The organism is Hyphomicrobium sp. 802, assembly GCF_000526135.1.
In the GTDB taxonomy this organism is placed as follows: Bacteria; Pseudomonadota; Alphaproteobacteria; order Rhizobiales; family Hyphomicrobiaceae; genus Hyphomicrobium_B.
The window spans coordinates 814,860-834,688 of record NZ_JAFM01000001.1 but is presented as its reverse complement, the minus strand read 5'-3'; the positions used below and the strand labels follow the sequence as shown (position 1 = coordinate 834,688).

The 19,829-nt window shown below is 57.5% G+C and carries 17 protein-coding genes; 13 read left to right on the top strand and 4 right to left on the bottom strand.

The window, feature by feature from the left end:
* Positions 1–92: 92 nt before the first annotated feature.
* Positions 93–332 (bottom strand): hypothetical protein, encoded by a 240-nt coding sequence (locus HYP802_RS23480; RefSeq protein ID WP_155831139.1) that lies wholly within the window; start codon positions 330–332, stop codon positions 93–95.
* Positions 333–349: 17 nt separating this feature from the next.
* On the opposite strand from HYP802_RS23480, the gene HYP802_RS0104195 reads away from it, so the two are divergent.
* From HYP802_RS0104195 to HYP802_RS0104170, 6 genes are all read left to right on the top strand, one after another.
* Entirely contained in the window at positions 350–1,990 is a 1,641-nt protein-coding gene (locus HYP802_RS0104195) for a GMC family oxidoreductase N-terminal domain-containing protein (protein WP_013945848.1), read from the top strand.
* 23 nt (positions 1,991–2,013) lie between these two features.
* Positions 2,014–3,513 carry an aldehyde dehydrogenase family protein gene (locus HYP802_RS0104190; protein WP_013945847.1) on the top strand — a complete coding sequence of 500 codons (1,500 nt, stop codon included), beginning with the start codon at positions 2,014–2,016 and terminating at the stop codon, positions 3,511–3,513.
* 109 nt (positions 3,514–3,622) lie between these two features.
* On the top strand, positions 3,623–4,567 hold the full coding sequence (locus tag HYP802_RS0104185; RefSeq protein WP_013945846.1) for an ABC transporter substrate-binding protein: 945 nt from the start codon (positions 3,623–3,625) through the stop codon (positions 4,565–4,567).
* 20 nt (positions 4,568–4,587) lie between these two features.
* The gene (locus HYP802_RS0104180; RefSeq protein WP_024275219.1) at positions 4,588–6,555 is read left to right on the top strand and encodes an ABC transporter permease subunit; all 1,968 of its coding nucleotides are present in this window, start codon (positions 4,588–4,590) and stop codon (positions 6,553–6,555) included.
* The gene (locus HYP802_RS0104175) at positions 6,555–7,640 is read left to right on the top strand and encodes an ATP-binding cassette domain-containing protein (protein ID WP_013945844.1); all 1,086 of its coding nucleotides are present in this window, start codon (positions 6,555–6,557) and stop codon (positions 7,638–7,640) included. The genes HYP802_RS0104180 and HYP802_RS0104175 overlap by 1 nt, the downstream gene beginning before the upstream one ends.
* A gap of 100 nt (positions 7,641–7,740) precedes the next feature.
* Positions 7,741–8,652 carry an XdhC family protein gene (locus HYP802_RS0104170; protein WP_155831137.1) on the top strand — a complete coding sequence of 304 codons (912 nt, stop codon included), beginning with the start codon at positions 7,741–7,743 and terminating at the stop codon, positions 8,650–8,652.
* A 541-nt stretch (positions 8,653–9,193) separates the two neighbouring features.
* Here HYP802_RS0104170 and HYP802_RS0104160 read toward each other — a convergent pair.
* Positions 9,194–10,012, bottom strand: coding sequence for an alpha/beta hydrolase (locus tag HYP802_RS0104160; protein WP_013945842.1), 819 nt, complete (start codon positions 10,010–10,012; stop codon positions 9,194–9,196).
* 155 nt (positions 10,013–10,167) lie between these two features.
* Complete coding sequence (locus HYP802_RS0104155; RefSeq protein WP_244420956.1) at positions 10,168–10,698, bottom strand: IclR family transcriptional regulator C-terminal domain-containing protein; 531 nt, start codon at positions 10,696–10,698, stop codon at positions 10,168–10,170.
* A gap of 574 nt (positions 10,699–11,272) precedes the next feature.
* On the opposite strand from HYP802_RS0104155, the gene HYP802_RS0104150 reads away from it, so the two are divergent.
* Positions 11,273–11,680, top strand: coding sequence for a RidA family protein (locus HYP802_RS0104150; protein ID WP_024275217.1), 408 nt, complete (start codon positions 11,273–11,275; stop codon positions 11,678–11,680).
* Positions 11,681–11,732: 52 nt separating this feature from the next.
* Entirely contained in the window at positions 11,733–12,650 is a 918-nt protein-coding gene (locus HYP802_RS0104145; protein WP_013945839.1) for a fumarylacetoacetate hydrolase family protein, read from the top strand.
* Between the two features lie 32 nt (positions 12,651–12,682).
* On the opposite strand, the gene HYP802_RS0104140 is transcribed toward HYP802_RS0104145, so the two are convergent.
* Complete coding sequence (locus HYP802_RS0104140; protein ID WP_013945838.1) at positions 12,683–13,798, bottom strand: NAD(P)/FAD-dependent oxidoreductase; 1,116 nt, start codon at positions 13,796–13,798, stop codon at positions 12,683–12,685.
* 234 nt (positions 13,799–14,032) lie between these two features.
* Between HYP802_RS0104140 and HYP802_RS0104135 the strand changes: the two genes are divergently transcribed.
* Genes HYP802_RS0104135 through HYP802_RS0104115 form a run of 5 tightly spaced genes read left to right on the top strand, consistent with a single transcriptional unit; the run spans position 14,033 to position 19,824 of the window.
* Positions 14,033–15,439 (top strand): APC family permease, encoded by a 1,407-nt coding sequence (locus tag HYP802_RS0104135; protein ID WP_013945837.1) that lies wholly within the window; start codon positions 14,033–14,035, stop codon positions 15,437–15,439.
* Between the two features lie 59 nt (positions 15,440–15,498).
* On the top strand, positions 15,499–15,900 hold the full coding sequence (locus HYP802_RS0104130; protein WP_013945836.1) for a hypothetical protein: 402 nt from the start codon (positions 15,499–15,501) through the stop codon (positions 15,898–15,900).
* A 5-nt stretch (positions 15,901–15,905) separates the two neighbouring features.
* Positions 15,906–18,380, top strand: a complete 2,475-nt coding sequence (locus HYP802_RS0104125) for a xanthine dehydrogenase family protein molybdopterin-binding subunit (protein WP_013945835.1) — start codon at positions 15,906–15,908, stop codon at positions 18,378–18,380.
* Positions 18,377–19,246 carry an FAD binding domain-containing protein gene (locus tag HYP802_RS0104120; RefSeq protein ID WP_013945834.1) on the top strand — a complete coding sequence of 290 codons (870 nt, stop codon included), beginning with the start codon at positions 18,377–18,379 and terminating at the stop codon, positions 19,244–19,246. The genes HYP802_RS0104125 and HYP802_RS0104120 overlap by 4 nt, the downstream gene beginning before the upstream one ends.
* The gene (locus tag HYP802_RS0104115) at positions 19,243–19,824 is read left to right on the top strand and encodes a (2Fe-2S)-binding protein (RefSeq protein WP_013945833.1); all 582 of its coding nucleotides are present in this window, start codon (positions 19,243–19,245) and stop codon (positions 19,822–19,824) included. The genes HYP802_RS0104120 and HYP802_RS0104115 overlap by 4 nt, the downstream gene beginning before the upstream one ends.
* The last annotated feature ends 5 nt before the right edge of the window (positions 19,825–19,829 follow it).

The window sequence follows — 19,829 nt, the reverse complement described above, 5'->3', positions numbered from 1 at the left end:
ACGAATCCGTCATTTACCCTACCATTTGCAATATTTACTTGCACAAATGCATTTTATTTGAGCAGGGCCCTATATTGCACGAAGTTTTAGCGTCAGATATAGAACAAGAGAAATAGCGTACACTCTCTAAATTCCTGGTCTTGAGAAAGAGAGACGAAAGCTTGTCTGATCGCCGAAACGGGCTGCGTATCGCTCACTTCGCCGGATATGTCCGGAAGCGATGTGACATCGGCATCACCTCTTCCCACGCGCTCAAACAGCGCCCAGCCCACAAGAAAATTACGGCGCCCGCATGCGACGCCGAAACGATATCGAAAATCTGACCAACTCACCAACGGGAACTCCTGTCATGACATCCTCACCCCTTTCCGCACTTTCTCCCGACCGCGAGATCATGACGGAGACGATCAGATCGTCTTACGACTTTATCGTCTGCGGCGGCGGATCGGCTGGGTGCGTTGTCGCACGGCGTCTCGCTGAAAATCCGAACGTCAATGTCCTGCTGCTTGAAGCGGGCGGCAGCGATCGGGTGCCGTCGGTCATCGATTCTACGCAATGGATGTGGAACATCGGCACCGAACGCGATTGGGGCTTCAAGGCGCAACCCTCGCCGACTGTCAACGGGCGCACCCCGTTGCTTCCGATGGGCAAGCTGTTGGGCGGCGGCTCGTCGATCAATGGATCGGTCTGGGCGCGCGGGCACAAGCACGACTTTGAATTCTGGGCGGAAGAAGCGGGCGACCAAGACTGGAATTATGAATCCATCCTGGCGATCTACCGCCGTATTGAAAAATGGAATGGCCCCGCTGACGCGAAGCGCCGCGGTACCGATGGCCTGCTCAACATTCTCCAACCTGAAGATCCCATTCCGTTGGTTGCAGGTCTTATCAAAGGCGCCGAGGCAATCGGTATTCCCTTCGTCGAAGACATCAACGGCGAAGCGATGGAAGGTGACGGCGGTTGCGGCCTGCCGAACGTCCTTGTTCAAAACGGCAATCAGCGTGTTTCGATGTCGGCGACCTACCTTCACCCGTATATGGATCGCCCCAATCTTCACATCCTGATGTGCGCGGAAATCACGGGCCTGACGTTCATCGGAAAACGCGTTACGGGCGTGAATTTCGTCCGTCGCGGACAGAGCTTCACGGTTTCGGCAGACAAAGAAGTCGTGCTGTCGCTTGGCGCGATCAACACGCCTAAAATACTGATGCTCTCCGGCATCGGTGATGAAGCCGAACTGAAACGGCACAACATCGACGTTCGTCAGCACCTACCGGGCGTCGGCAAGAATTTCCAGGATCACATCCTGCTTGCAGGTTGCTGCTGGGAATACATCGTGCCCGAGCCGCCGCGGAACAACGCTGCTGAATTCGTCTTTTATGCGAAATCGCATTCGGGTCTCAAGACACCGGACCTCATGCCGGTTCTGGAAGAGACGCCGTTCGGCAGCGAAGTGACGGCGAAGGATTTCGACTTGCCCATCGGACCGGCATCGGCATGGACGCTTGCTCCTGGCCTGGCGCGTCCCGACAGCCGCGGCGAGATCAAGCTCGCAAGTTCCAATCCGTTCGACGCACCTCTCATCTTCGCGAACTTCCTCAGCACAGATACCGATATGAAGGCGATGGTTCGCTGCGTTGAGATGTGCCGCGATATCGGCAATTCGGAATTCTGCGCGCCGTACCGCAAGCGCGAATGCATGCCGGGCGATCTCAAGGGCGCAGACATGGAGAACTTCGTCCGCAATGCCGCCGGCACCTACTTCCACGAGAGCTGCACGGCAAAGATGGGACGGGATGCGATGTCGGTCGTTGACGGCAATCTCAAAGTCTACGGCATCGAAGGTCTGCGCATTGCCGATGCGTCGATCATGCCGGCAATCTCGACAGGAAACACCATGGCGCCGACGGTCATCATCGGCGAACGCGCAGCCGAGATCATCGCTGCCGCATACAATTTCTCCAGCTCAAAATCCGCCGCCGCAGCCTGAGAGGCACTCAAAGGAACGCCGCCATGAATATCAATGTCACGATACCCACTCCGTCGGCCAAGACCCAAGAGTTCTTCGCGCGCAAGCACAAACTCTATATCGACGGCGCGTGGACGGAAGGCGTTTCGGGCGAAAGGATCGACGTCGTCGATCCCGGAACGGGAAACGTTATCAGCAGCGCGACGGCCGCGGTTGCCGCCGATATTGATAAGGCCGTCGCAGCCGCTCGGAAGGCTTTCGAAAGCGGCGTGTGGGCCAATATGCCCGGTCTCGAACGCGGTAAGCTGATCAGCAAGCTCGCGCGCAGGCTTGAAGAGCTTGGCGATGAATTGGCGGAAATCGAAGCCATCGACTGCGGCAAGCCGCTCGCCTATGCGAAATATGTCGACGTCGGCCTGACCGCCAATATCTATCACTATATGGCAGGGTGGGCAGGAAAGGCCTCAGGCGAGACTGTTTCGCTCTCGGCTCCAGGCGAGTATCACGCCTTCACGCAGCGTGAGCCAGTCGGTGTAGTTGCTGCGATCACGCCGTGGAACTTCCCGCTGGTTCTGACCGCCTATAAGCTCGCGCCGCTTCTTGCTGTCGGCTGCACGTGCGTCGTCAAGCCATCTGAGCTGACGCCTCTGAGCACACTGCGGTTCGCCGAGATCGCGGAAGAGGTCGGCTTCCCGCCCGGCGTCATCAACGTTGTGACCGGATATGGTTCGCCTGCAGGCTCCGCGCTTGTCGAACATGAAGGTGTCGACAAGGTCGCCTTCACTGGCTCCGTCGCGACGGGCAGAAAAATCGCGCAAGCCGCAACGGGCAACCTCAAACGTGTAACGCTAGAACTCGGCGGCAAGTCGCCTATGGTCGTCTTTCCGGATGCCGATCTCGATAAGGCCATTCCGGGTCTGGCCAGCGCGATCTTCTTCCATCAGGGCCAGGTCTGTACGGCGGGCACTAGGCTTTATGTGCACAAGTCGATCCACGATCGCGTGCTCGAAGGCATCGCCGAGGAAAGCAAAAAACTGAAGATCGGCCACGGGCTTGAGCCCGACACGACGATGGGCCCGATGATCTCTTCGGCGCAGCTTCAGAAGGTCATGGGCTTCCTCGATCAAGGCAAGCAGGAAGGCGCCGAGGTCGTAACAGGCGGAGAACGCATCGGCAGCGCCGGCTTCTTCATGCAGCCGACAATCCTCGCCAACACGACGGACAGCATGTCGGTCGTGCGCGAGGAAATTTTCGGGCCGGTGCTGTGCGCTCAGTCGTTCAGCGATGATGAGCTCGACGCGATTGCGGCTAAGGCGAACAACACGATCTATGGCCTCGCCGCCAGCGTTTGGACGCGAGACATCTCTGTCGCGCACAAGATGGCGAAACGGATCAAGGCCGGTAGCGTGTGGATCAATGCGCACAATTTCTACGACCCGGCGCTTCCTTTCGGCGGCTTCAAGCAGTCCGGTTGGGGCCGCGAAGAAGGCTCCGAAGCCATCCGCACATTCACTGAAGTGAAGTCCGTCTGCGCCGTGCTCTAAAACGCACGCACAGCTGAGAAACGAAAACCGCCCGCTCAGGAATATGACCTGAGCGGGAACGATGGGGCACGCCTGAGATCTTCGCAACTAAACAGGAGACACACGGAAAATGTCGTTCTTAGATGTCGTTCGCCGCATGCGCGGGGGCGTGGCGGCCATCGCCATGGTGGCAAGCTGCTTCGCCGGAAGTTCAATCGCCAACGCCGGTCCCGAATCCACCGACCCGATCGTCATTGGTCAGCAGGATTGGACCGGGAGCACGATCACGAGCAACATCGTGAAGAAGCTGCTCGAAAAGATGGGCTACAACGTTAAGGTCGTTCCGGTAGACGCGACTGCGGTTTTCACCGGACTGCAAACGGGCGACGTTACGTTCGTCACCGAAATCTGGATGTCGTCCGAGGCCGACATGGCCGAAGCATCCCTTAAAACCGGGAAAACAGTCGAAATCGGCCCGACGGGACTCGTTGGCTGGGATCGCTATTGGTACCCCGAATATGTCAAAGCCAAATGCCCTGGCCTACCAGACTGGAAGGCGCTCAACGCGTGCGCCAAGCTTTTCGCAACGCCTGAGACCGGTGACAAAGGCCGCCTGCTTCTCAACCCGGAAGATTGGGGCGGAAACGATGATGAACGGATCAAAACACTCGGCCTGAATTTTCAGATCGTTCACGCCGGTTCCGAGGCAGCTCTGCTCGCGCAAGTGAAAGCCGCATACCAGCGCAAGCAACCAATTCTCGCTTGGCTCTACACGCCGCATTGGGCGCCGCTTGCGTACAAGGGCGAGTTTGTCGATCTGCCGCCCTACACCGATGATTGCCCCAAGAAGGGGTTTGGCTGCGAGAAGAAAGCCGCTCCTATCGTCAAGTTTGCAAACGCAGATGCTGAGAAGAAATGGCCAAAAGCCTATGCTCTGATGAAGTCGTTCACGATGACCAACGATGAATACGGTCACCTGACCGGCGAGATCGCCAACGAAGGCAAACCTCTTGATACTGTCGTCGATGGCTGGATCGCCGCGAACAAGGACCGGTGGTCGAAGTGGACGCAGTGACCATTCTGACGGGGGTAGGAATGGGCACGGATACGCGCGCAAAATTGCGCGCGTATCTCTCACTCGTGTCCAAGATCGTTATTGTCGCTGCGTTTGCGGCTATTCCCTTGTCTTGGGCTTTTACAGCGCTCGCTTCCTGGCCTGAAGCGTGGATCATTCCGTTCGACCGGATGATCAATGCGGTCTTCAACGCACTCTCTGCTCCGATTGCGCTCGGAATTTCCGTTCAATCCATCTTCAGATGGTCGGTTCCGCTTCTCAATGCCCCGATTTCTCTGCTTCAGGCAGTGCTGCAGACCGGCGTGAGCCGTGGATACGGCGATCAAGCCGTCCAAATCCTGCCACCGCTTTCCTGGCTTGGCGTAACATTCGCCGCGACTGTCGTTTGTTATCACGCTCGCGGGTTCGGACTTGCTGCCCTCGCCGCGATCACGTGCGCGTTCCTGCTTCTATTCGGGCTGTGGGACAGCATGATGGTGACGCTCAGCCAGATGATCGTCGCTGTCCCGCTTGGCATCGCCCTCGGATTTCTCGGCGGCCTTTATCTTTATCGACATCCGTCGCGCCGTGCGACCATCCTGTTCCTGCTCGATCAGGCGCAGACGATCCCGATTTTCTCCTATCTCGTGCCGCTCATCATTTTCTTCGGCCTCGGTGGTGCACCGGCGATCATCGCGATCGTCATCTTTGGGGCGCCTCCGATGGTGCGTAGCACCGCGCTCGGCTTAGAGGAAGCGGAAGCGCGCGTTGGCGAACTCGGCCGTTCGCTCGGCTGCAGCCGCTCGCAGTTTCTATGGAAAGTCCTGGTGCCGACAGCGTGGCCGAGGTTGCAACTCGGCGTCAATCAGGTCGTCATGCTATCGTTCTCGACGGTCATTCTTGCTGCACTGATCGGAGCAGGCGGTATCGGTAACGATGTCCTTCTCGCGCTTCAACGCCTAGCGCTCGGTGCCGGTCTCGTTGCGGGTACCGGCATCACACTCATGGCCATCCTCATCGATCGCTATCTCCAAGCCATCAGCAATCGCAAGCATCGGCGCGAGGAAACATCGCGGCGATCATTCTGGATCGTTATCGGTCTGTGCCTGCTTGTTCCGACACTAATATCATTCGTCTACCCGCCGCTCGCGCACTATCCCGAAAGCTGGACGATCTCGACGGCGCGCTACGTCGATAATATCGTCGATAACGTCGTCGGATTGATTTACGGCCCGCTCGACGCACTCAAGACGTTTCTGCTTCTCGATATCCTAATGCCTGTACGTGCGGCGCTGCTGTCGCTGCCGTGGAGCTTCGTTGTTCTTCTTGTCATCGCAGGAGCATGGCGCACCGGAGGGTGGCGGCAAGCAGCATTTCTTGGATCGTTAACGGCTTTCCTAGCGGTCAGCGGCCTTTGGGACCGAGCGATTCAGACCTTCTATCTGTGCGCAGCCGGAGTCCTGTTGTCGATTCTGATCGGCGCGCCTCTCGGCGTCATAGCGGGACGCTCGGCGCGTGCCGCAAAAGCCGTCCTGCCCATCGTCGACACGATGCAGACAATGCCGCCCTTCATCTATCTGATCCCGGCGGTCATGCTGTTCGGATCGGGTGATGTGCCGTCGATCTTTGCGATCGTCTGCTTCGCGATCTGTCCGATCATACGGTACACCGAAGCGGCTTTCCGCAGCGTCCCCTCGGAGTTGCGCGAAGTCGGACGTCAGGTTGGTTGTAGTCCGTGGCAGCTGCTTTGGACGATCGAACTGCCAGCGGCCCTCCCGCAATTCCTTCTGGGCGTCAGCCAATCGATGCTGATGGCTCTCGCGACAGTCGTTGTCACCGCCTTGATTGGCACGACCGATCTCGGACACGAAACCATCCTCGCCATTTCACATGCCAATCCCGGCCAAGCGCTGACAGCTGGCTTCGGCATCGCAGCCATCGGCGTTGTCGCCGATCGCCTGCTCAGAGGATTTGCGCAAAGACATCGCGGAATGAAGGACCCCCTGTGATGCAGTCGAAATCTGTAACTGTCGAAAAGCCCAAGCGCGTGCCGGCACTCAGCATGCGCAACGTTTGGAAAATCTTCGGCGCGAACCTGCCGGGCCTTCTTGGCAAATATCCCTCTCCCCCGTCCGTCGATACGATGACGCAGATGGGTCTGTTCGCAGCCGTGCGCGACGTCAGCTTCGATATCGAAGTCGGCGAGACGTTCGTGATCATGGGGCTGTCGGGATCGGGAAAGTCCACTCTGCTCCGCGCGATTTGCCAGCTGGCGCCACCGACGTACGGCAGCGTCGAATTCCGTGGCGAAAATCTTGTGACGGCATCCGAGGACCGCTTGAGCGAAATGCGCCGGCATCAGATGGGCATGGTGTTCCAGAACTATGCGCTTCTTCCGCACAAGACAGTTTTGGAAAACGTCGCCTTCCCGCTTGAGATCCAAGGTGCGCCGCAAGCGTTTACAGCCAAGCGCGCACGGGAACTCGTTAAGCTTGTCGGCCTTAGCGGCAAAGAAAAGGCCTATCCCGACGAGTTATCGGGCGGCCAACAACAACGCGTCGGCATTGCGCGCAGTCTTGCAGTCGATCCTGAGTTATGGCTTCTCGACGAACCATTCTCCGCTCTGGATCCGCTGATCCGTCATGAGCTTCAGGACGAAGTTCTGAGACTTCAAAAGATCATGCAGAAGACCGTGGTCTTTATTACCCACGATTTTGACGAAGCCATTCGACTTGCGACCCGCGTCGCGATCATGCGTGACGGAAAGGTTATGCAGATCGGAACGCCGGAGGAAATCGTTCTCAATCCGAGCAACGAATACGTGGCGAACTTTACGCGCAACGTAAATCGCGGGCGCGTCATCACCGTCAAATCGATCATGTCGCCGTCGCAGTCGTTCGCCGCCGGGGGTCCGAGCATTCCCGGAACAATGCTCGCGGCAAACGCCGCAGGCGTCGTGCTTGCGGCGAACCAGGATGCCGTTGTCATAGATGAAGCCAACCAGCCGATCGGCACGGTCAGCATGACCGAGATCGTAAAAGTTCTTGCATCCATCAATGGACAACGAGCGTCCGCAGAAGTTGCGAGACAGTGAGGACTGATAACGAGTTGTCGCGTTGAACAAATTCGAACCCCATTTGTTCGCTCCGACGATCCGCAACCTAGCCGCGGCAGAGGATATTTTGCCAAGCATTATGGCTTGGCATCGAACAGGGCTTAAATTTGCCGTCATCACGCTCGTGAATATCGTCGGCAGCTCACCTAGAGCCGTCGGCTCCGTCATGGCGGTCTCTTCCGACGGGCATTCGGCAGGCTACCTCTCCGGCGGATGCCTGGAGAAAGCTGTCGTCGAAGAAGCTCGGATGTGCATCGCGCGCGGAACTAATCGCCTGATCCGCTACAGCAAGGATTCTCCATATTTCGATATCGAAATTCCATGCGGAAGCGGGATTGACGTGTTCATAGATCAGGGGATCGATATCGGCCTTCTGACCCGCCTTCACATGCTCTCACATCAACGCCAAGCTGTTATTCACACAACCAACTTGGTGACGGGCTCTAACGACGTCCAAGTCACGGAAGACTGCGACGAACGAACTCGTCTCGACTGCGATATCTTTCGCCGCGTGGTCAGACCCGCGCTGAGAGTTCACCTCGTAGGATCAGGCCCATCCCTTGCAGCCGTTGCACACCTCCTGGCGGCGATAGGTTTCGGCACGGAGATCGCGTGCCCCGATGCAGCAACGCGCGAAGATATCCATTCAATCGGCCTCAACTGCCATGCCCTCACCGATAAAGCCATCGAACGCCTGCAGGGCGATCGTTGGTCGGCAGCCATTCTCGCTTTCCACGAGCACGATTGGGAGATTCCTCTCCTTGAGAGATTGCTTGATTCTGACTGCTTCTACATAGGCGTTCTGGGCAGCAAGGCAGTCGCAGAAAGGCGCGTTGCAGAACTCAGCCAAAGGGGAATAGCTCCGTATCAGCTAGCAAGACTGCGTGCGCCGGTCGGCTTGATAAAGGGTGCGAAGAGCAAGCTTAGCTTTGCCGTGAGCGTTGTTGCCGAGCTCGTCAGCGCGGCCAAAGATCACGCAATTATTGAATGACATCCGAAGCTACTATATCGATACTTGAGCGACTGACGCTCTACCTCCGACACCGGACATGGTCGGCGGCGTTCCCCGCGTCGATCGAGCAGAACGCGACGGCAGCTATTGGGACATTTCGGCCATGTGCGGCGCGCTATCCCTTCGCTCCTCCTCGGCCGCTTCCTCTACGAAGCCGCCTTGGATGCACGCCTATCGGTACCCTGGCTTAGAATGAACATCCTGCTGCTTGGATTACTCAATTCGCAAGCTTGAGTTTGCAGTGCCTCAATCCGCCGGCACATGACGGACCCTACTTGCGCAGCAAATAGAAGGGCCTGATGAAACGTCATGCCGCGCCCTAGCGCATCAAGAAAGATGTGCGCTCGACCGAGGGTGGCCTCCTTGGCCACCTGCCAACGTGCTCAGGCGTGAGGCCTGTCCGTCGAATGCTTTGAGACCGTTTAGCGTTTGAAAGACTGTAGAATTGCGATCAGGCCGCCATTTGAATCACCCCAGCACGCGGACGGAACTCATCTTGCAACAATCCGACGCTCTGCGCCTATTCTCCGAATAGTGTGTGACAGGCAGAGAGGAGCTTCTCAGGGAACTCTAATGCAATGGAGTGCGAGCAATGAGCAAGCAATGCCACATCCGCTTGCGGCAAAGCGTCCGCGATCCGCATCGTAACGTCAGGTGGAAATGCTATGTCATTTCTCCCATGCAGCATAGAAACCGGAATTTTGATCCGTCGAAGCTCATTCGACGACAGCAGCGTCTCGTTGACAAAGCGCTGTCGATCGCCTGCAAACATAGCCATAAAATAGTCCCGATAAGCTTTGTCCTTCCACAGCGTCTCAATCCTATTATCTATATAGGCTTCAGTGATGTGCTTCCGGTCATAGATTAGCGTTTCTGCTAAAGCGACGAGTTCGGCGCGATCATTTGGGAAGCTCCAACAGCGGATCGTGCCTTCGTTGATCGCAAATGCGGCTCCCATCGATCCGGTTGTGAGGACTTTCGAAATGCGAGGTTCCTCGGCAGCGAGCTTCAATGCGAGTGCGCCAGATAACGAATGCCCTACGACGCCGATCTTTTCCCCCGGCATGCGATCAATCATCGCTCTGCATTGTCGAATCCAGAAATCGATATCGAAATAAGGAGGAGCAGCCCGTCGCCCGGAGGCACCGAATCCGATGAGGTCCATTCCAAATATTTGATATCGCCGCATCAGCGGCTCGAGTACGAGACGCCAATTCGCATAGGTCGAAGCTCCTGGGCCTGAGCCATGGATCAGTAGTAACGGGAAACCACTACCACCGGTGACAACGTGAACGGGAACACCTTCGAACTCGAATTTAATTCCTTGGCAAAATAGCACGAGACATCAGCTCCGCATTCCTCTGGAGCTTCCATTAAATCCTCGTGTCGCTAGGGAGTGGCATCTTTCCCAGATTGCGGAAAATTCAGTGAAAGAGCGTCGCACGCGCACGAATGCAGTACGATAGCTTTTTCGCATCCAAATTTTCGGCGATATTAGAAGCTGTTCTTTCGACGGAGATACCCGCCGGAACTGCGCGTAATTTCCGCAGCAGCAGCCGCAACCTGCGCACTCAGATTCCGAACAGCCTCGTCGGTCAGCTGCGAGCTTGTGTCTGTGACCGATACAGCCGCGACGCAGTCGCCCAGTTCATTGTGGATTGGGGCGGCGATGCAGCGCCGCCCCATCATGCTCTCTTCATCGTCGATCGCGATGCCGCCTGCCCGAACGGTGTGAAGCTCTTTTGCGAGAACGGACGGATCGCAAATCGTACGGTCGGTCAATCGCGCCAGATTGCCGAAACCGAAGCTCGCCGACGGACGCAGGTCCGATGAACTTGCGAGCAGAACCTTTCCCATCGCCGTTGCGTGGACAGGTAAGCTGCTTCCTGGAGGAACCGCCGGCGTGGTCTGCAGGCGCTTCGCCTGCTTCACAAGAAGAATGCTGCCGCTTTCAAGAACCCCGAGACTGACCGTAGCGCCTGTTTGCAGCGCCAGGCATTCAATCCTCGGAACAGCAATGGACATGAAGTGCTTTCGGCGCAAAAAGCCCGCTCCAATGGCGAAACAATTGCTGCCGATGTCCCAAAGGTTTTCCTCTCGATCGAAACGAACGAGACGTTTCTGCTCAAGCGTTGTGAGCAAACGATGAGTGGTCGAGGGTGGGAGGTTGGCGCGCGCCGAAACATCCTTCAGCCGACAGCCTCCTTCCGACAAAATTTCGAGAATGGCTATGGCTCGGTTCAACGATTGAACAAGATCGCCGTCAGCGCGCCTCGCCTTAGTCGGGCGAGCGCTCAATGGCTGCTCTGTGTCTTCGAGTTCGTCAGGCCCCATATCTTTGCCTACCAGGACTAATACCGACGACTTCCTCTCACCTAGCTGCGTACAGTCTGCTTTGAATTTTTGAAAAGGATGTCGTGGATTTGGAATGATGTCAATTGAACGACGGGGCGATCAAGTCGCACATTGGTAATTTCCGGGATGCAGAAAGCGTTCCCACCGCGAGGTGAGATCAGTGCATGCCTGTGCAGTAGGCAAATCGATGCCCGTGCTGCCACTTAAGTTGGCGGTTCATAGCTTCACGCGCACAGGACACGTTATGGCTGACATCAAAATCTTCACTCCTCCGACGCTCGGAAAACCCCTCGGACAGTACTCGCAGATCACGCGGGTGAAGGCATCGGAGTACATCTTTATCGCCGGCCAAGTTGGCATTTCCACCGATGGCATAGCGGTGCCACCTGAAGATTTCGATGGTCAGTGCGTACAGATCTTTGCGAACCTTTTTGCCGCCCTGCAAAGCTGCGATGCGGATTGGTCCAACGTCGTGCAGTTCACGACCTACATGGTCGATCCAAACGAAATTCCGAAATTCATGGCCTATCGCCTTCGCGAATTTCCGAAGTTTTTCGCAAACGGCGCCTACCCGCCAAACACACTGCTGATGATCAATCGGCTCGTCCACGCCGAGTTCAGGATCGAAGTCTCGGCGATTGCCGCGCTTTGAACCAACAAGAGCCGCCCGCCTCAATCAGACGCGATAAGGTCTTCAGAGAAAAATGAAATTTGCGACGATCAAACGCCAATCGAATGACGTCATAGTTCTTTTGGATGCCACCGCCGAGACGTACTATCCACTCGGCGAGGTGCTCAAAGGGATGCCTGCGGGCGCTATGAGCGATTTTGCGGCGGCCATTCCGCTTCTTATGGAAGCGGAGCCAATAGCGAATTTGCCTCCGGGCAGACCGCTTGATTTTGGCGACCTCGTGGCCCCGATCTTGAACCCTCCGCATAATATCATGTGCGTGGGTAAGAACTATCGCGCTCATGCCAACGAGTTTGCCAAGAGCGGCTTTGACTCGAGCAGCACCTCATCGGCCGACGCAGTGCCGGAATTTCCGATCATCTTCACGAAGCCATCGACGACCATCAGCGGGCCGGCGAGCGACATCCCTTTAGTTCCAGGGCTAGATCAAGCCGTCGACTATGAATGCGAACTTGCAGTCGTTATTGGCAAAGGCGGCCGCGCGATACCTCGCGATGAAGCCATGGCGCACGTATTTGGCTACACGATCGTCAATGACGTCACGGCCCGCGATCTTCAACAGCGCCACAAGCAATGGTTTCTCGGAAAAAGCCCCGACGGGTTCTGTCCAATGGGACCCTGGATCATCACCGCCGATGAAGTTGATTATCGCGACATGCGCGTCATTTGCCGTGTGAATGGTGAGGTTCGCCAGAACGCGAGTACGCGGGATCTGATCTTCGATATTCCGGTGTTGATTGAAACGATCTCGAAAGTCATGACACTTTCGCCAGGTGACATTATCGCGACGGGCACGCCCGAGGGCGTCGGCATCGGCTTCACGCCGCCACGCTTCCTGCGCGATGGCGATGTCGTGGAATGCGAAATCTCCGGCATCGGAAAGATCCGCAATACAGTAAAACGCGCCGGTTGTTACCGGCGCGCTTCCTGATTTTTCTTCTCTTCACGTGCTGGCGACGCGCCTCAAGCCAACGGCATGTGGCGCGCACCGCGGTTCAAGGCTTCGTCAAACCATTCCGTTTTCGACATCGCGCTCAGAACGTCCGATCGCAACGATTCGAAGCTCCTCGGCCATCGGTTAAGCACATAACCGTAGAGATAGGACCACCATTGAACATGATTGGTTAGTGCGCGCTGATGTCGCTCCCAGGCGACAAGCGCTGACGGCATATCGTTCGCCTTATCGGCCGCGAGCGCCAATGCCATGACGTTCGTGAAGGCCGTATTCGCAGCCTGTCCGAGATTGGGAGGCATAGCATGAGCGGCGTCGCCGATAATCGCGACCTTTCCTTGCGACCACCGCCGGCAACGCACATTGACGAGGCGATCCCAGCGGCTGGCTTCTGAAAAACGCTCAACGAGGCCGGCCGCGGCGGGAAATTTCTCGGCCCAAAGCGCACGATCGACCGGCAGAACGCGGGCGCGCTCATCGTCCACGGGTGCGCTCAGGAAGATATAGTTCTCGCCCTCGGTGCAAGGGTTATAGAGAAGCCGCCACGGGCCGTTCCAATATTCGGTGATGACATCCGTCGGATCATCCGGACGGTTGCCAATCATCATACGTATTCCGGCTTCGACACCAAAATCCATCCATGCAGTGCCGAGAATTTGCTCTCTGAGCACGGAATACGCGCCGTTTGCGATTAAGACGAGATCGGCCTGCCGCTCGCCGGCTTCCGTCACCAGAGCACCTTCCGGACGAACTTCCGTGACGATCGAAGAAGTTATGATTTCAACACCATTAGCCACGCAACGATCAATGAGAGCTTGATAGAGATCGGCGCGCGGAGGAAGCAACATACGGTCATGATCCGGCATCGGGCGGGACATCAGCGTACGGCCTCGCGAATCGACGATGCGCCATTCGTAGATGCGGCGCGCCCTTGCCACGGCTTGATCATATGCGCCCAGAATCGAGAGCGTTTTGAGGCCGCTTTCCCATAACCAGATCCCGGCACCGAACATGCGAAGGTCTTTGGCGCGCTCGTGAAGTGTCACCTTCCATCCGAGCTGAGAGAACCGGGCGGCGGCGCATAGACCAGCTAACCCGGCGCCGGCGATTTCAACTGTCTTTGCCATTTGCGGCCATCTCCTTGGATGCGGCCCTTCGCAAACGCCCATCGCTTGCTCGCCAATAGTGACGCCACCGCATCCTCATTTCGCTGTGGCATACCGCGGCGAGCAACCGCCGCACACGGCGAATTCCGCTATCCGGAAACTCGGCCAGCAGTCCGCGAATGCCTCGTAATGTGACCGCAAGCGTGAAAGACACCGCGACACACGACGCGAATTTCCATTTGCCAGGAGGTCACGATGGCCGCTGACACGACCCGCTCGGAATTCGATGAATCCAGCGACGACATAAAACTTGTGAATGAGAAAGCTCTAAACTGGTTCGACGTCTCGGCCATCGGTACGGGCGAGATGCTTTTCACTGCAGGCTTTGCATGGATCGTTTACATCGCAAGCCTCTACGGACTGAAATGGAGTATTATCGGCTTTGCAATTGGCGTCGTGGTGATCCACTGCGCCTGGTGGCTCTACCGTGAGATGATCACGGCTGTTCCAGAACCGGGTTCGATCCAATCGTATGGACGCGAAGCCGGTCTCTTCTCTCTCGGAACGACCTACTTCGTCGGATACGCCCCTGTTTACGGCGTCTTCATGTGGCTTGAGCTGCAAGTGGCCTCGGGCCTATTCCAAGGTCTTTTTCCAACCGTTGCGACGTGGATCTGGCCATTTGTCGTCATCGGACCCGTCGTTGGCCTGAACCTCTTGGGCAATCAGGTAACCGGTAAAGTCCAGTCGCTTCTCGTCGTTCTCACCTTGATCGGTGACGGCATCGCTGCAGTCTGCGTCTGGTACCTGCTCGCGAATAAAGTCGATTTCGCCGCCAACTGGGGCCTTCCCGCAGGCACAACGGTCGACTGGCTGACGCCCTTCACGGTTGCCGGCTTCTGGATCGGCATCATGGCTGCTGTTCTCGAAGTGCAGCAGGTGCTCGTCGATGAATGGAGCGACTTCACCGTCTCGCGTGACGTGGGGCTTCTGTCTGCAGCCTGGCAGCTTTGGGTTCGCCAAATTCCTTTAGCACTCGGCATTCTGGCAGCCGCACCGGTGGCGGCACTAGTTGCAATGCCGGTTCCAACCGTCGGCCTCATCCATGAAAAGCTCGGCGACGGACCGGTCTTCTATCTCGCCCTCGCCAGTATGCTCATCGCGACATATACGACCCTGAGCGTCTACTTCATGGCAGAAGGCAAGGTGCTGGCGCTCTATTCGCAGCAGGGCGCCCTGCCCCGTCCGGTCGGACAATACTCCTCCAAGGCAGTGCCGTGGGTTGCGATCCTTATCCTCGCGGTTCTTGCACTCGTCGGCGCCTATATCACTGACACGCTTTTCATCATCGAGATGCTCTCGAATTGGTCAGCGAGCCTCTATTTCATCATCGCGCTGTTCTTCATCTGCATGCGCCAGCGCAAAAATATGGATCGTCCGCTGAAAGTGCCGTTCGGCATGCCAGTTGCAATCTTCCTTCTCGTGCTTTCGGGAATCATCGCCTTCGCGATCTTTATGACGAACTGGAAGGCAGGCTTGGCTTGGTACGGAACGGTGCTCGCCTTCATGGCTTACGATCACTTCATCGTCCCGAGGACGAAACGCGGCGGCTTCTATCGCGATCAGGTCCTTAGACAACGGACAAGTGCCGCACGTCTCTAACGAATATCCGACGGGTGGCCCTGCCACCCGTCCTTCTGATCCAACTCGAGGATACGCCCATGGAAGCATCCGCCGCCTACGAATACCTGCCGAAGCCGACCGATGTGACGGCGGACTACATGCGCGAGGTGATGGACCAGTACTACATGCGGAAATGGAACCCGAACAAGGACACCGTCATTTCGGTCAAGTCTTGGCGGGACTGGCCCATGATCGTCCGCATGCCGGATCTACAAAAGGATTTCACGGTGATGATTGACGAAGGCCGCGTTCTGAGCGTTACACCGGGCCTAGCGGAAAATCCCCGGATCCTCACCATCATGCTCTCCGAGACTATGCAGCGCATCTACTACGACGAATCGACCGCCGCGATCGAGCTGATCGCCGGACGCATTAAAGTGCGCGGTAACGAAACGGAGCGTCGGCGCATGCTCGCCGCAATATCCTACCTGACGTGGTGACGCTCATGGACAAAAAAGTCGAAGCGACTCTATTGGACAAATCGGACCGGCTCGTCGGTACATCCGTGCCCCGGACTGAAGACTTAGCGCTGCTAACAGGTACAGCACGTTTCATTGACGATCTGCGCTTTCCTGGAATGCTTTACGCTAAGATCCTTCGCAGCACGCATGCGCACGCCCGGATCAAGGTCAATTCATCTGCCGCGGCAACGATGCCCGGCGTTCACGGCGTCTTGGCCGGACCGGAGCTTGTCGGAAAGGTCAAGCCCTGGGGCGACCTGATGCAGGACCTGCTCGTCGGCGATCATTTTCCGTTCGCGACCGACAAGGTCCTGTTCGAAGGTCAGGAAATCGCGGCAGTCGTCGCAGATACGAAATATCAGGCGCTCGATGCGCTCGAAAAGATCAGCGTCGAGTACGACGACCTTCCGGTCATGGTCGACGCCGAGAGCGCGCTCGCCGATGACGCTCCGCTCATTCAGGAGGGCATCAACTACGAGTTCGGCGAAGGCAACATTTTCGATCGCTACCGTGTCCGCATTGGCGATATTTCAGCAGCTGAGGACGAAGCCGATCTTGTCGTCCGTCAACGCTTCTCGTCAAATAGACAGGCAGGTGCTGCGCTTGATCCACACGGCTGCGTCGCGAGCTTCGATTCCTTCACCGGAATGTTGACGCTCTATTCTTCGACGCAGTCGATCTTCATGCTCCGCGACAGCATCGCCGACGTCTTACAGCTTCCGCGCAACAAAGTGCGTGTTGTTGCGCCCGAAGTCGGAGCGGGCTTCGGCTCCAAAGTGCAGATGTTTCCGCATGAGGTCATTGCGTGCATCTTCTCGATGCGGCTCGGGCGCCCGGTCCATCTCGTGCTGTCGCGCGCCGATGTCTTTCGCGTTGGAACGGCGCGCAATTCCCAGATCAGGCACGCCGAGATGTTCTTCAGGAAGACGGGAGAAATCATCGGCTATCGCGACTACATCATCCAGAATTCCGGCGCGCTGTCGTTCTGGGGCAATCAGGTCGTGCATATCGGCACAAATGTTGGTCTGCTGCCCTATCCGATCCCCAACCTTCATATCGACGGAGAAATCGTCCACACCAATACAGCTCCTGGTGGCGCGTTGCGCGGCTTTGGAATTCCGCAGATCATCTGGGCCAAAGAACAGCTCGTCGATATGGCCGCCAATGCTCTGGGTCTCGATCCGCTCGATGTCCGCGCAATCAACACGATCAGGGGCGAGCAATGCCCTGTGCGCACGCCCATCGGCCAAGAAGTGGATACGACGTCGATCGACGAATGCTTGCAGCTTGCTGCGGCCGAGATTGGATGGAAGGAAAAGCGCGCTAACCCGAAGCCATACGAAGGCGTCGGCATGGCGATCTCGATGAAATACACGAGCTGCCGCCACCCCTCCTTCGACACGGACCTGTCTGCCATTCGCCTCCGTCTCGAAACCGACGGTACGGTCACGATCTTTTCGAGCGACGTCACGCACGGCCAAGGCCACGCGACGTTTCTCGGACAGATCGTCAGCGACGTCCTCGGCGTCGGCTTCGAGAAAATCTTCCTTGCGCCGCCGGACACCGCCAACGCACCGTTCGGCTTGGGCACATACGCAAGTCGCGCCGCGGCCGTTCTCGGTACGGCATGCCGCACAGCGGCCGAGCGGCTGCGCGAAAAGATCGTCGCCATCGCTGCGCACGTCTTGGAAGCCGATCCGCAGGATCTCGAAACCGGACAGGATCGCGTTTATGTCCGCGGCTTGAGCGAGAGCGGCCTTTATCTCGAAAACCTAGCGAGCTTCTCGGCCTATCGTACGCACCAGTTGCCGCCAGGCTTCGAACCGACGCTTGAAGCCGTCGCGACTTACGACACGCCGACCGATCGTGAGGCTCCAGACGGTTCCGGCAATTTCTCCGTGACATACGCAGGCGCAGCGCATGCCGCGCACATCCGCGTATGTCCGGAGACTGGACACATCGATGTTCTCGACTACGTCATGGCGCACGACACTGGGACGGTGATCAATCCCCTCATCGTCGAAGGCCAGCATCAGGGCGGCTTCCTGATGGGCATCGGCATGGCTCTTGGCGAAGACTACGTCTACGATCAGATGGGCCACATGGTGAACGCAACGTTCGCCGAATATCAGGCGCCGCAAGCTGCCGATATGCCGGAACTGACGAAGCTTTTCGAAATACCGGCGCCATCGAAAACGATTCCTGGCGGCCAAAAAGGTGCAGGCGAATCCGGCACAGGCCCCGTCCCTGCCGTTATCGGCAATGCCATCGCCAACGCAATCGGCGTCCGCTTCACGGAACTTCCGATTACACCGGATCGCGTGCTTCTTGCCCTTCGCGAGAAGGAACGGAGCGGCAAAACAGACTTCCGCTACCCCGACGACATGCCGGACTACGAAGGTCCGCGCGATGCGATGTCGTGGCCGAAACCCAAAGGCGAATTGGAGCTCTTCTTTTGACCCCATTCAATTTTTATCGGCCTGCCACGCTCGACGATGCCATTGGCGTTCTCGCGCAGGCAGGATCGGATGCAAAGATCATCGCTGGCGGACAAAGCCTCCTCCTGGCTCTCAAAGAGCGTCAGAAGCGGCCGAGCAGCGTCATCTCCATAGCTGACGTCCCCGGACTGTCTGGCGCTACCGAACTGGAAGACGGCTCGCGCGACATCGGTCCGTGCACGACTTACGCTAAGCTCGCAAAAATGACGCTCCCAGGCTGGCAAAGTGAAATTTCTTCTGTCGCCGGGAATCTTGCGGATCGATCCGTCCGCAACATGGGGACGATCGGCGGCGCTGTCTGCGAAGCTGGAATTCGCTTCGACGTCCCGACATTGCTGAGCGGCATCGAAGCAATGTTTAAGCTCACTTCGGTGCAAGGCGTCCGCATGCTTAGCGCCGATGCCTTCTTCAACGCATCGGGCGGGACCAACATCGCGCCGGATGAGATCCTGACCGGAATTACGGTTCCTCCACTCCCTTATTGGAGCGCAGTCGCGTTCGAGAAATTCCGGTTCCGGACATTTGACGCGGCGATCGTAACGGTCGCGGGTGCCATTGCGCTCGCAGCCGACGGTACAATCGAGCGTCTGCGCCTGGTCGTCGGTGGCGTTGCAAAGGCTCCGAGCATCGCCACTGGCGTTACCGAAACGCTGAAAGGTCAGAACCTCGCAGCCCTGTCGCTGGCCGAAATTGCCCAGCGCGTCTCGGCGGAAGTGCTGCCACCGGATAAAGCCGTTACACGTGCTCAAAAGTATCAAGCCGAACTGACTATTTCGCTCGCGACAAGAGTATTGACCCGCCTGTCTACGGGAGCCCTTCCAGCATGACCAAGATAACCATGACCATCAACGGAAAGCCTGTAATGGGTGATGTCGACGAACGAACGCTCCTGATCGATTTCATCCGCGATGTCGGACACCTGACCGGCACACATGCGGGGTGCTACGAAGCGCGTTGTGGCTGCTGCGCGGTGGATCTCAACGGCTCAACGGTCAAATCCTGCAACCTGTTGGCACTGCAGGCCGAGGGAGCGACCGTCTATACGGTGGAATCTCTGTCACAGCAGCGCGTCGCGCCCGTAACCCACATCACGACGCAAACGCTCGCGAGCGTGTATAAGCCGCTCGATGCAATGAGCTCGCATGCCGTCGACCTCCATCCTCTGCAGGCTGCTTTCCATAGATGCCACGCGCTGCAGTGCGGTTTTTGCACGCCTGGCATGCTGATGGTTCTGAAAAATTTCTTGGAAGAAAATCCGAATCCGACCCGCACCGAGGTTCGTGTTGCGATTTCCGGAAATCTCTGCCGCTGCACTGGCTATCAGCACATCGTCGACGCGGCGATGGAGGCCGCCCGCGTTATGAGAGGTGAAGCAGAGACGACGTCCGCGCTCGAGACGGCGTGATGGTC

Excerpts from the sequence above, each read along its gene's own strand:
- HYP802_RS0104125 (WP_013945835.1), top strand. The coding sequence starts at position 15,906 with ATGGACAAAAAAGTCGAAGCGACTCTATTGGACAAATCGGACCGGCTC.
- HYP802_RS0104190 (WP_013945847.1), top strand. The coding sequence starts at position 2,014 with ATGAATATCAATGTCACGATACCCACTCCGTCGGCCAAGACCCAAGAG.
- HYP802_RS0104195 (WP_013945848.1), top strand. The coding sequence starts at position 350 with ATGACATCCTCACCCCTTTCCGCACTTTCTCCCGACCGCGAGATCATG.
- HYP802_RS0104150 (WP_024275217.1), top strand. The coding sequence starts at position 11,273 with ATGGCTGACATCAAAATCTTCACTCCTCCGACGCTCGGAAAACCCCTC.
- HYP802_RS0104140 (WP_013945838.1), bottom strand. The coding sequence starts at position 13,798 with ATGGCAAAGACAGTTGAAATCGCCGGCGCCGGGTTAGCTGGTCTATGC.
- HYP802_RS0104115 (WP_013945833.1), top strand. The coding sequence starts at position 19,243 with ATGACCAAGATAACCATGACCATCAACGGAAAGCCTGTAATGGGTGAT.
- HYP802_RS0104185 (WP_013945846.1), top strand. The coding sequence starts at position 3,623 with ATGTCGTTCTTAGATGTCGTTCGCCGCATGCGCGGGGGCGTGGCGGCC.
- HYP802_RS0104180 (WP_024275219.1), top strand. The coding sequence starts at position 4,588 with ATGGGCACGGATACGCGCGCAAAATTGCGCGCGTATCTCTCACTCGTG.
- HYP802_RS0104130 (WP_013945836.1), top strand. The coding sequence starts at position 15,499 with ATGGAAGCATCCGCCGCCTACGAATACCTGCCGAAGCCGACCGATGTG.
- HYP802_RS0104175 (WP_013945844.1), top strand. The coding sequence starts at position 6,555 with ATGCAGTCGAAATCTGTAACTGTCGAAAAGCCCAAGCGCGTGCCGGCA.
- HYP802_RS0104155 (WP_244420956.1), bottom strand. The coding sequence starts at position 10,698 with ATGTCCATTGCTGTTCCGAGGATTGAATGCCTGGCGCTGCAAACAGGC.
- HYP802_RS0104145 (WP_013945839.1), top strand. The coding sequence starts at position 11,733 with ATGAAATTTGCGACGATCAAACGCCAATCGAATGACGTCATAGTTCTT.
- HYP802_RS0104135 (WP_013945837.1), top strand. The coding sequence starts at position 14,033 with ATGGCCGCTGACACGACCCGCTCGGAATTCGATGAATCCAGCGACGAC.
- HYP802_RS0104170 (WP_155831137.1), top strand. The coding sequence starts at position 7,741 with ATGGCTTGGCATCGAACAGGGCTTAAATTTGCCGTCATCACGCTCGTG.